Annotated in this window: 8 protein-coding genes; 5 read left to right on the plus strand and 3 right to left on the minus strand. The window is 49.4% G+C overall.

What is annotated here, in order from left to right:
* Positions 1-339: 339 nt before the first annotated feature.
* A complete protein-coding gene (locus H6F88_RS02085) occupies positions 340-2,352 on the minus strand; it encodes a hypothetical protein (RefSeq protein ID WP_190641093.1) in 2,013 nt (670 codons plus the stop codon).
* 575 nt (positions 2,353-2,927) lie between these two features.
* Here H6F88_RS02085 and psaA point away from each other — a divergent pair.
* From psaA to H6F88_RS02110, 5 genes are all read left to right on the plus strand, one after another.
* Positions 2,928-5,186, plus strand: coding sequence for a photosystem I core protein PsaA (gene psaA / locus H6F88_RS02090; protein ID WP_190641094.1), 2,259 nt, complete (start codon positions 2,928-2,930; stop codon positions 5,184-5,186).
* A 22-nt stretch (positions 5,187-5,208) separates the two neighbouring features.
* Complete coding sequence (psaB, locus tag H6F88_RS02095; protein ID WP_190641095.1) at positions 5,209-7,434, plus strand: photosystem I core protein PsaB; 2,226 nt, start codon at positions 5,209-5,211, stop codon at positions 7,432-7,434.
* Between the two features lie 123 nt (positions 7,435-7,557).
* A complete protein-coding gene (locus tag H6F88_RS02100) occupies positions 7,558-8,058 on the plus strand; it encodes a hypothetical protein (RefSeq protein WP_206756418.1) in 501 nt (166 codons plus the stop codon).
* A 327-nt stretch (positions 8,059-8,385) separates the two neighbouring features.
* A complete protein-coding gene (locus H6F88_RS02105; protein WP_190641097.1) occupies positions 8,386-8,796 on the plus strand; it encodes a hypothetical protein in 411 nt (136 codons plus the stop codon).
* 112 nt (positions 8,797-8,908) lie between these two features.
* Complete coding sequence (locus tag H6F88_RS02110) at positions 8,909-10,417, plus strand: alpha-amylase family protein (RefSeq protein ID WP_190641098.1); 1,509 nt, start codon at positions 8,909-8,911, stop codon at positions 10,415-10,417.
* Here the strand turns inward: H6F88_RS02110 and H6F88_RS02115 are convergent.
* Entirely contained in the window at positions 10,356-10,748 is a 393-nt protein-coding gene (locus tag H6F88_RS02115) for a gamma-glutamyl-gamma-aminobutyrate hydrolase family protein (RefSeq protein ID WP_190641099.1), read from the minus strand. The two genes, H6F88_RS02110 and H6F88_RS02115, sit on opposite strands and share 62 nt — an antisense overlap.
* 42 nt (positions 10,749-10,790) lie before the next feature.
* Complete coding sequence (locus H6F88_RS02120) at positions 10,791-12,338, minus strand: SagB/ThcOx family dehydrogenase (RefSeq protein ID WP_190641100.1); 1,548 nt, start codon at positions 12,336-12,338, stop codon at positions 10,791-10,793.
* Between the last annotated feature and the right edge of the window lie 346 nt (positions 12,339-12,684).

The following is a 12,684-nucleotide window of genomic DNA, read 5'->3' on the forward strand; positions in this document are numbered from 1 at the left end:
CGCTAAACGTTTCACGGTTGACCCCACACAAGCGCTTAAAGTGGCGCTTCGATAGATGCTCCAACTCGTTATATCGCATATCTGCTTCTGACATTAGCTTCTATTCAGAAGCTATCTTGCTTCGCTGCGATCCTCAACTGTCACACTCACTTTATATTCGTGCAGGAAGTCTACTGAGTTTGTTTAAAGGATATTTGTAGGATGTGGCATTCAGATCAGAATCCTCGCTCTCTTTCAGGTTTATTGTTCAAATGCCACACCCTTATAGGGCATATTCACGCCTTCTCAAACAATTTGAGGCGATCGCTAACAATTTCCAACAGATTCCATAACGCCCTATCAATTAACCGCCGGAGTTTGCTCCTTTAATGGAGATGCGGATTGAGAAACCTCTGAAATGATATCTGACAAATCTGGCTCACTCACTTCTAATTCAGAGGTTTCTGGTTTAGGAGCTTCAATAATTTCAGGTAAAGTCTCTTCCGGTTCCAGCGGTGTAGGTGAGAGGCTTGAACGACGACGGAAGCGATCGAAAAAGTCTCCTAGCGGGCTAGATTTGGGCTGAGTTGGTTCGGGTTGAATGAGTTCAGGGGAAACAGGAGCGATCGCCTCTGGGATATCTCCAGTTTCTTCGGGCAGCGGTTCCACCGTTGGTTCGATTAGTGCTGGTGCTTCAACGGGTGCTTCTAACTGAGGCAGTGGCTCTGTTACTTCCGGAACAATATTGGCTGCATCCGGTTCCTCCAGCACCTCTGGAATAGAAGGTACAACGGGTGCTGGAATCGACTCAGGGGCGCGATGGAAGCGATCGAAAAAGTTTTTGGGTGAAGCAGGTTGCGATCGCGGTGACTCTGGTGCCTCAGTAGGTTCTTCTAACTGAGGGAGTTCTTCCAACTGGGGCAGTGGCTCCTCTTCAAGAACCTCAGGAACTTCAGGAACGATATCAACTGCACTAGGTTCCTCTTGCACTTCTGGGATAGAAGGCAGAGGTGGAGTAACCGGGGCGGGAACAGGCTCAGGATCACGACGAAGGAAGCGATCGAAAAAGTTTTTGGGTGAAGCAGGTTGCGGCGGCCCACTGGGAATTGGCACTGGCACCTTATCAACTTCAGGTTCTGCCTCAGATGATGCCGGATCTAAGTCTTCAAAACCTCGCTCTATGGTCGGTTCAGGTTCACTCGATTGCTCTTCTTCGGCTGCGGGAATCTCCTCCGTTTGAGGAAATTCCTCAAATGCGGGCACTTCTACCGCAGGGATTTCTTCAGGCTCAGGAGTTTCCTCTGTTCTAGAAGGAGTGGAACGCTCCGGAGACGGTTCGGGAGTAGGAGCAGGAGTAGGTTCCGGGGATGGCTCTGATGCGGGAGGTGCGGGAACATAGTCCGGATTAACAATGCTGCGAACTGCGTCGGCAGAGAGTTCACCTCGCACCAGTTTGGATAGCGTATCCTTACCGTTTGGCTCGTAATTAATTAGCCGTACCGTGTTATTAAATGGGTTCGGGAAGGGATCACCTTTCTCATCCAAAAGCTCTAGCTGCACCCAGTTTTTACCTGGTTTCAACCCTTTTAAGTAGATCGGTTGCCAGCGATCGAAAATAAAGCTTTCACCATTAATCGTGCAGCGAATTCGCCAGTCCAAAATCTCATCTTCAGGATTTTCTTGAGCAATCAAATGTAGCGGCGCATTGGTGAGATAAAAGTCGAGCATAATCGGCTCTGCCCCATAGCTGCCTTTTGGACGGCTATAGGTGAGCAACGGCTGGGTTGGGTCAGGGTTATTTTCAGGCGTTTTGGTAAACAGATGAAAAGTTGTCTGGGCGTAAGCTCCCTCATTCTTAAAGCTCTCATGCCAGGGGCGAGAGGCAAAGACGCGTAGGGTGTGAGTTCCGGGTGCTAAATCTTCTAAAACTAAAGGCTCACGGGTATTGTAAACCGCTTGATAGGGTTGATTATCCAGGATGACGTGTAGGTGCGGTCCCAGCCCAAATTCTTCGTTCTGAAAGATGGGCAAGTCCTGCACCTGAAGGCGCACGGAGACGTAATCGTCCTGCAATACCTGGTTTGGGCGTGGGCTGAGAATTTTTACCTGCGGTTGGTAGCGCTCAAGTGACTGACGTAGCTCTTGCAGCGTTTCAGGTGGAGAAACTTCGGCAACTCTGCCAGCCAGTCGAGTGGGTTTGTCAGAATCAGGCGACAGCTCGACGGTGCGGGGACGATCGCCACATCCCCCTAAGCCCCAACTTAAAATTGCTGCCAATAATAAGGATGTCAGCAGTCTTTTGACGTTACTCAGCCGATTAATCCCAAACACGCAACCACACTCCTGGGCGATCGCCGCCCCAAGATTAAACACTGACCCATAGGGAACTATATCGGATCACGAATTGAATAAAACCTCAGATTTCCTGCACGGAATGTGTATCTCGATAATGAATAAGAGGAAATTGAGTTTCATTTAAGTTTTTTAAGCTTTAATAAGTTCCTTATGTTTTTTGGTTTTTCTATGATCCATATAAGTTGTTTCAATTCGTAAACGATTGACAACCCTTAGCACATTTTTTGCTGTTATGACTCGTCGCAAGCCTCACCCCCTCCTGATTTGCTCATTTTGAATTATTGTTAACCACGTTCAAAGTCGTGCCAAATGCCGCTCTATAATGCACGAGAGAACCCACCCCCAAGTCGTCTAAATTGCTGTTCTAGCTTACTGGCTGTCTTGGCTTAAAGTTTAGAACGGCGATCGCGACCATTCTCTTCTCTTGAAAGTTAAGTAGCGCGACCTTTGAAACGGTTACGACGCTTTAGTCTGGGTCTCATAAACCTAGTCATACAATCCATCTGCTAGCCGCTGATTGATGAGAAGGGAATTTAACAAAAGCTTGGGGTTAGGGATTACTCGTTCCTTGTCTAGAGAGAGGAGAGTCTCTAATGACAACTACCCCACGGGAGCGAGACGCAAAGGTCAAGGTTGTGGTTGACAAAGACCCGGTTCCTACTTCATTCGAGAAGTGGGGCAAACCCGGTCACTTCGACCGCACCCTTTCCAGAGGTCCTAAGACGACCACCTGGATTTGGAACCTTCATGCTGACGCTCACGATTTTGATAGTCATACCAGCGACTTAGAAGATATATCGCGTAAGATCTTCAGCGCTCACTTTGGTCACTTAGCCATTGTGTTTATCTGGCTGAGCGGTATGTATTTTCATGGCGCTCGCTTTTCAAATTATGAAGCTTGGCTGACCGACCCCACTGGCATCAAGCCCAGTGCTCAGGTCGTCTGGCCGATTGTCGGTCAAGAAATTTTGAATGCAGATGTAGGCGGCGGTTTCCAGGGGATTCAAATCACCTCTGGTTTCTTCCAGATATGGCGGGCCGCAGGTATTACCAGTGAGTTTCAGCTCTACTGCACAGCAATTGGTGGCTTGGTTATGGCTGCCCTGATGCTGTTTGCAGGCTGGTTCCATTACCACAAGCGTGCTCCCAAACTGGAGTGGTTTCAGAACGTGGAGTCGATGCTAAACCACCACTTGGCTGGTTTGCTCGGTCTAGGTTCCCTATCTTGGGCTGGACACCAAATTCACGTTGCGCTGCCCATTAATAAGCTGTTAGATGCTGGGGTTCCGCCTGCGGACATCCCCTTGCCTCAAGAGTTCATTTTGAATTCTGGCTTGATGGCTGAGCTATATCCCAGTTTTGCTAAGGGCTTAACTCCCTTCTTTACCCTCAACTGGGGTGAATACGCTGATTTCCTTACCTTTAAGGGCGGTCTAAACCCTGTTACTGGCGGTCTGTGGTTGTCTGACACAGCGCATCACCACTTGGCGATCGCAGTGTTGTTCATCATTGCCGGTCACATGTACCGCACCAACTGGGGCATTGGTCACAGCATCAAGGAAATTCTAGAGAACCACAAAGGTCCCTTCACTGGCGAAGGACACAAGGGTCTCTATGAGAACCTCACCACTTCCTGGCACGCTCAGTTGGCTGTCAACCTGGCAATGCTAGGCTCGCTGACCATCATCGTGGCTCAGCACATGTACTCCATGCCGCCTTATCCCTACTTGGCGACAGACTATCCCACGCAGCTTTCGATCTTCACACATCACATGTGGATCGGTGGCTTCCTGATTGTGGGTGCCGGAGCACACGCAGCTATCTTTATGGTGCGTGACTACGACCCAGTAGTGAATCAAAACAACCTGCTGGATCGGGTAATTCGCCACAGAGATGCCATCATCTCTCACCTCAACTGGGTTTGTATCTTCCTTGGCTTCCACAGCTTTGGACTGTACATTCACAACGACACGATGCGTGCTTTGGGTCGTCCCCAAGACATGTTCTCTGACACGGCGATTCAGCTTCAGCCCGTGTTTGCTCAGTGGATTCAAAATATCCACACCCTCGCTCCGGGTGCGACTGCTCCCAATGCTCTAGCTCCGGCTAGCTATGCGTTTGGTGGTGGCATCGTAGCAGTGGGTGGCAAGGTTGCCATGATGCCGATCGCTCTCGGTACGGCAGACTTCATGGTTCACCACATTCACGCCTTCACGATTCACGTGACGGTATTGATTCTGCTCAAGGGTGTGCTGTTTGCCCGTAGCTCTCGTCTGATTCCAGACAAGGCAAACTTGGGCTTCCGCTTCCCTTGCGACGGTCCCGGTCGGGGCGGCACCTGTCAGGTTTCTGGTTGGGATCATGTCTTCCTCGGTCTGTTCTGGATGTACAACTCCCTATCAATTGCAATATTCCACTTCAGTTGGAAGATGCAATCTGATGTATGGGGAACGGTCAATGGCGACGGCTCGGTGTCTCACATCACGGGCGGTAACTTTGCCCAAAGTGCGATTACCATTAATGGTTGGCTGCGTGACTTCTTGTGGGCACAAGCTACTCAGGTAATCGGTTCCTACGGTTCAGCGCTCTCGGCTTACGGTCTGCTGTTCCTGGGTGCTCACTTTGTTTGGGCGTTCAGCCTCATGTTCTTGTTCAGCGGTCGCGGCTACTGGCAGGAATTGATCGAGTCCATTGTTTGGGCGCACAACAAGCTAAGAGTAGCTCCCTCCATTCAGCCTCGCGCTCTGAGCATCATTCAGGGTCGTGCTGTTGGTGTGGCTCACTACCTCCTGGGAGGAATCGTCACTACGTGGGCGTTCTTCCTGGCTCGAATCATTGCAGTAAGCGGATGAGCACGAGGAGAACTCGTTAAACATGGCAACTAAATTCCCAAAATTTAGCCAGGACTTGGCTCAAGATCCGACTACACGTCGGATCTGGTACGGGATTGCCACCGCCCATGACTTTGAAAGCCATGACGGAATGACTGAGGAGAATCTTTACCAAAAGATTTTTGCCTCGCACTTCGGTCACCTGGCAATCATCTTCCTCTGGACATCTGGCAGCCTCTTCCACGTCGCCTGGCAAGGCAACTTCGAACAGTGGATCAAAGATCCGCTAAATGTAAAACCAATCGCCCATGCGATTTGGGACCCTCACTTTGGTCAACCCGCCGTTGATGCATTCACACAAGGTGGTGCTTCTGGCCCGGTTAACATTGCCTACTCGGGTGTTTACCACTGGTGGTACACCATCGGCATGAGAACCAACGGCGAACTCTACAACGGGGCTGTCTTCCTTTTGTTGCTAGCTGCTGTTTTCTTGTTTGCAGGCTGGCTTCACCTCCAGCCCAAGTTCCGTCCTAGCTTGTCCTGGTTTAAGAATGCTGAGTCTCGACTCAACCACCACTTGGCTGGTTTGTTTGGGGTTAGCTCCTTGGCTTGGGCAGGGCACTTGATCCACGTTGCGATCCCCGAGTCTCGCGGACAGCATGTGGGCTGGGACAACTTCCTGTCTACTCCTCCCCACCCCGCTGGTCTAAAGCCATTTTTCACGGGCAATTGGGGTGTGTATGCAGAAAACCCTGATACGGCTGATCACATTTTCAGCACCTCTCAGGGCGCTGGAGATGCAATTCTGACCTTCTTGGGCGGTTTCCATCCTCAGACTCAGTCTCTGTGGTTGACGGACATGGCGCATCACCACTTGGCGATCGCTGTGCTGTTCATCATTGCGGGTCACATGTACCGCACCAACTTTGGGATTGGTCACAACATCAAAGAGATGTTGAATGCTAAGAGCTTCTTTGGCGCCAAGACCGAAGGGCAGTTTAACTTGCCTCACCAGGGTTTGTACGATACCTACAACAACTCTCTGCACTTCCAGTTGGGTATTCACCTAGCAGCTTTAGGTGTTGTCACTTCTCTGGTAGCGCAACACATGTATTCGTTGCCGCCTTACGCTTTCATGGGTAAGGACTTCACCACTCAGGCAGCGCTCTACACCCATCACCAGTACATTGCTGGTTTCTTGATGGTTGGTGCGTTTGCTCATGGTGCGATCTTCTGGGTGCGGGACTATGACCCCGTTCAGAACCAAGGCAACGTGTTAGCTCGCGTCCTGGAGCACAAAGAGGCAATCATCTCTCACCTGAGCTGGGTGTCTCTGTTCCTGGGCTTCCATACCCTTGGCATTTACGTTCACAACGACGTAATGCAAGCCTTCGCTACTCCTGAGAAGCAAATCTTGATTGAGCCTGTGTTCGCACAGTTCATCCAGGCTTCTCACGGTAAGGTGCTGTATGGCTTCGATACCCTTCTGTCTAACCCTGACAGCCTTGCAACCACTGCTTGGCCCAATCACGGCAACGTGTGGCTACCCGGCTGGTTGGATGCAATCAACTCAGGTACAAACTCGTTGTTCTTGACCATTGGACCTGGCGACTTCCTGGTTCACCATGCGATTGCCCTTGGTCTGCACACCACCACCTTGATCTTGGTCAAAGGTGCGTTGGATGCACGCGGCTCGAAGCTGATGCCCGATAAGAAAGACTTCGGCTACAGCTTCCCTTGCGATGGTCCTGGTCGGGGCGGCACCTGCGATATCTCTGCTTGGGACTCTTTCTACCTCGCCATGTTCTGGATGCTCAACACCATTGGTTGGGTTACCTTCTACTGGCACTGGAAGCACCTCGCAGTTTGGCAGGGCAACGTAGCTCAGTTCAACGATACGTCTGTGACGATCATGGGCTGGCTGCGCGACTACCTCTGGCTCAACTCTGCTCAGTTGATCAACGGGTACAACCCCTACGGCATGAATAACCTGGCGGTCTGGTCCTGGATGTTCCTCTTTGGACACCTGGTTTGGGCAACCGGCTTCATGTTCTTGATCTCCTGGAGAGGCTACTGGCAAGAACTGATCGAAACTCTGGTCTGGGCGCACGAGCGCACTCCTCTAGCTAACCTGGTTCGCTGGAAGGACAAGCCCGTTGCAATGTCCATCGTCCAAGGTCGTCTGGTCGGTCTGGCTCACTTCACGGTCGGCTACGTACTCACATACGCTGCCTTCCTGATAGCCTCAACCGCGAGTAGGTTTGGTTAACCATTTCTGGTAAACCTCTAAATCCTGAAAAACCCCTCACCCGTCGGTGAGGGGTTTTTCTTTTTCACGCGAAAAGTTCTTGAAATGGGAATCCTATGTTTATCGAGCGGAAGAAATGTGGATGTGGCTAAAGAAAAATGGACTGAAGAAGAATTTTTTGAACAGCTTCGTTCTGATCCAAGAAATAGAAAATACGCTGACGTTGTAGAAAAAATTCTCAGATTTGCAGAGGATAGAGGTATTCGGGAATGGCAACCTAGAGGCGTAACTTTTGCAGTTTTTACTACGAAGCTAAGACACAAAGGTGTATTACATCCTTTTTTCTCTATTGCAGCAATGACTCGTTTCCCCAAAAATCACTCTTCTAGAGCTGGGGAAGTTTGGGGAGCTAATGGTGTTGAAATGCAATTTCAACATATGAAACCACCCTTCACTCTTGGTTCAGAAAGACAACAACAGTTAAGAGAACAATTAGAAGCCAAATTAGGAGTTTGCATTCCTACACACAATCAGCAAGGAGGGCAGCGTCCCAATATCCCTCTGGTAAAATTTCAAAATGCTCAAGCCTTACAGGATTTTTTTGATTTAATTGATTACATGATTAGTGAAGTTAAATCAACTTAAAATCCTTTGAGTGTGTAAGCAAATCTTACTTGTTATAACGAGCGAGATATATTCAGGAAGAGCGAGTTGATGCGGTACAAGCTGTAGTAATCGAGGAGAGAAAACTAGCTACGTACATAGAAGCTTGAGGTGAGGGGCGATCGCCCGTTTATAGTTGAAAAGGCGATCGCCCAAATTCTTGCTATGAAAAATGTGCTTTGTCTTCTCCATGTCTTGTTGCTGCTCAGTCTAGCTACAGCATGTAACTCTCAGTCCCCAACTACCAAATCGGAGAATAGTACTACCCCACAAGTTGCGGATTCTCCAGTTAGTTCTCCTGATCCGACCGTGACTGAGTCCCCAGCAGCTATCGACTCTAAGGTTGAGGAATTTACCTTAGAAGAAGTAGAGAGCGATGACATATATGGGTGTGGACTAGCAGTATGGAAGCCGGATAGCCCCAAACAACCCAACTTCATCTTGGTGGCTACTTTGGGAGAGCCTGTTCCGATGTGGATGAAGATTGACGGGGAGATTGTTCGGTTTGAGGGACTGTCTGCTTATCCGCAGGAGCAACCCGGCACGCAGTTTTACCAGACATTTGAGAGCCTGGAGGGTGACATTCAGGTTGGGTTAGAAGGCAGATTTGCAGAACCACGGGCAGATGTGGAAGCGATCGGCATTGAAGATGGCATTGTTCGCATTGAGCAGGCTGGACAAGAAATTGAAATTCCTGTAGTTGGTGTGCAGGGATGCTAAGCGATCGCCTCAGTAGAACTGCGGCTTTGTTCATTTTGTTTGAGTGAAGGGCATTCTCAGAACAAGTTAATTTAGTTTGAACGAGACTTATCTAGGGTCGTGGGTGCATATCATGTTGCGGAAGTTTGTCTATGGCTTGCTGTTTCTAATTTTTTTGGTGATACCACTGATCGGCTCGGTTTGGCGGATTGATACAGATTCAGTGGAGGAAGCTATAGTACCCCGAACTGCCTTTGTGCATCTGTTTGAATGGAAATGGGAAGATGTAGCGCAAGAATGTGAGAGTTTTTTAGGACCAAAGGGGTTCGCAGCCGTTCAGATTTCACCACCCAATGAACATGCAGTGATTGCTAAGCAGGGCTATCCTTGGTGGCAACGCTATCAACCTGTCAGTTACCAGATTAAGAGTCGCAGTGGCGATCGCACTCAATTCACCAATATGGTTGAACGCTGCCGAGCCGCAGGCGTGGACGTATATGCCGACGCGGTGATCAATCACATGTCTGGTGAACTCAGCGGCAAGGGAAGTGCAGGTTCAACCTTCACCAAATATCATTATCTAGGGCTGTATGAATCTCGCGATTTCCACTCTTGCCGGCAAAACATTCAGGATTATCGTAATCACGAACAGGTGACAAACTGCGAACTTTCCGGGTTGCCAGATCTCAAGACTAGCTCAAGCTATGTTCGCAGCCGCATTGCTGAGTACCTGATTGATTTGGTGAATCTTGGTGTAGCTGGATTTCGGATTGATGCAGCCAAGCACATTAACACCAAAGAGTTAGGAGCAATTTTAAGCTTGGTGCAACAGTCTATGACTGCTCAAACCTACATTATGCAAGAGGTAATTGATCCGGGAACTGAAGCAGTTCGTAAGTCTGAATATTATATTCACGGCGATGTGTATGAGTTTGAATATGGTCGTCTAGTAGGCGCAAAGTTTTTGGGATTGGAAGGACAAAGCCTATCGCAACTGGAAACTTTGGGTGAGGAGTGGGGATTAGCACCAAGTGATAAGGCGATCGTATTTATTGATAACCATGACAAGCAGCGGGGACATGGCGGCGGCGGCACCTACCTGACTTACAAGAACGGCAAGCTTTATGAACTGGCAAATGTGTTTATGCTGGCGCATCCCTATGGCTACCCAGATTTGATGTCGAGCTATAAGTTCTCAAATTCCGAGCAGGGACCGCCTGCTGATGCAGATGGCAATACACACAGTGTTTATCACAATGGTGAAGTGAGTTGTTTTGAGGAGTGGCAGTGTGAACATCGCTGGCAGGCGATCGCCAACATGGTGAGCTTCCGCAATCACACCTCAGCCGAGCCACTCACTCACTGGTGGAGCAATGGGGCAAATCAGATTGCTTTTAGTCGTGGAAATAAAGGATTTGTTGCAATTAATCGGGAGTCTACTCCGTTAAACCACACTTTTCAAACTGACCTGGCTCCAGGTACCTATTGCAATGTGATAGAAGGTGAGTTAAATGCCGAGGGAACAGGCTGTACTGCAACAGGAGCAAACGCAACTGTTACTGTTGATCGTCACAAGCAAATTACTCTCTCTGCAGATGGGATGGGGGCGATCGCTGTACACGCTGGCGCAAAGGTTTCCTAGCCTGTCCAGCATCCACTAATGCTTGAAACAGTCGGGGATGGGCTGCCCATTGCGGCGACATTTCCGGGTGCCACTGCACACCTAACATCCAGGGATGTTCCTGGTGTTCTATTGCTTCGATCAGTCCATCGTCTGCTTGGGCTGAAACTCGCCATGCTGGAGAAATGTTTTTTACTGCCTGATGATGCCAAGAAACAACAGTAATGGTAGGGTCTTTGATGATATCTGCTAAGTGAGTTTTAGGTTCGATGTAAACGTCGTGCTGGAAAGGACGGCGAGGATGATCGAGACGGTGAGTGATGCGATCGCCCCCAATTAGCAGTAATTCCATGGCACCGTTGCATTTGGAAAGAACTTATGTCCCTTACTCCTCTCACGCTGGTCGTCCCAAAGTTGTAATGTAGAGAACTGCTTCGTCAGTAGGAATGCCCAAAACTTCGTTTACTTCGTTATCAAAGAAGCCGCCAATGCCGCTCACGCCCAGGTTGAGGTGAATGGCAGCCAAATTGAGCCGCTGTCCCAGATGTCCGGCATCCATGTGCAGATAACGGTAGGCGCGATCGCCATACGCTGCTACAGCCTGCTTCAGATCAGCCGTGTGAAACAGCACCGCTCCAGCATCGCGTCCCAGGTTTTGACCTAGACAGAGGAAGTGTAGCTCTCGTCGGAAATTCTTAAAGCGGATTTGCCTGAGTTCTTGAGCCTTAGGAGCGTAGTAATAGCAGCCTTCCTCCAATCCTTCAACGCCAGAGACGGCAATGAAGGTTTCAATTAAATTCAGGTCAAAGTAGTCAGGCGATCGATCTAAACTTTGGTCAATGTAATGATGCGGCTGATAGGTAAAGTCAAGCAGCGCCTTAAGTTCATCCAAGGTAAGCGGTTCACCACTGTAGGCGCGAGTTGAACGGCGCTTGAGAATAGTGCTTTCCAGTGCCGACAAGTTTTCGCCCCAAAAGATCGAAGGGGCAACGGTAGAAACTTTCAGGCAAAACGGAAAATTGTACTTGTCTTCCGCAGGCTCAGCGACCAGGACGGACTCCGCTTCAGGTCTAGTGCCAGTGGGAAAAGGAGAACTTTGAGCAACACCAATCTGGGTAGCACGATGGAAATAGTTCAGCAGTTCTCCATCTGGAATTTTGGGATATTTGATCTGCGTTGCAGAGGGTAGAGCAGCTTGCGCCAGCGGTAGATTTTGCTGTACGTCGAGCAGGTCTGCTAAAGCAATGATGGCGATCGCCCCCTCCTGCTCTGGATCAAGGTAAAGCAGTTCATTGATTGCTTCATCGGCAAAGCCACCAATCAGGTGAGGACGGTAATCATTGATTGCTCCCGCCAATTCTACATTGCCCAATAGGTGTCCAGTATCGAGAAAAATTCGGCGATAAGCCCGATCTTGATAGCGCCATGCCGAACGGAAAAACACCGCCGAGACGACCAGCGCCAGTTGCGTGTTTTCTAAAGTCGGATGCCAGAAACAGGCTTTCTGCAAATCTTCCCAGACCTCACTATCCCAGAAGCGAATCAGCGAATGAGACTGTGACTGATAGCTGTAAAGCCCTGCAGGCAGCAGTGGTGTCCCGCGTGAAATCAGATAGACCTCAGCCGGATATAGCCCTCCAGCAGATGGTGCAGCCCTGAGATAAACCGGATCGCCATAGCGGGTCATCATCTTTAGCGTCAGCCCATAGCTGCAAAATAGCAGCCGAGACAATCGCTCCCAGCTATCCGCAAAATCGCTAGGAGATGCTTCCACTTCCGTCAGGTAAGGCTTGAGGTCGTAGGTTGCCCCAATCTTATATTCCTTGAACGGAATCGGCTGTTTGTCCCAGTCCAACCCTTGAGATTTCTCTTGAATCGTCGCTGGGTCGTACTTGGTACGCTCGTGGTAGTGCTGAGCAATCGAAACCTGAAGGTCTGGCATAGAAGTTTCAGAGCAATCCTAAGTCCTTCTTTGATCTTGACACTCTCAACTCAGATTGACCAACTTTTGCAGGGTTAGGCTTGTTGCTAAGTTTAGGGTGAGCGCTGTGTACTTAGCTTTAGACTAGAACTTAAAATTTCTAAGGTTCTATGGAATCAGCAGAATCAGAAAATTTAGGGAATGCCGAAGCGATCTATTTGTATCTAGATGCACGTGCAAAAGTATCCTCTGTTGTTGCTGTTGGCGAACGTACTACAGGTGTCTCATGGCGGTGCCAGTGCTGCAAAACGTGACACCCGAAGTTTAGGTAATGGTTCTCCCTTAAGCCAAGACACAATCCGAGCAA

This window comes from Oculatella sp. FACHB-28, assembly GCF_014696015.1.
Taxonomy (GTDB): domain Bacteria; phylum Cyanobacteriota; class Cyanobacteriia; order Elainellales; family Elainellaceae; genus JAAUTN01.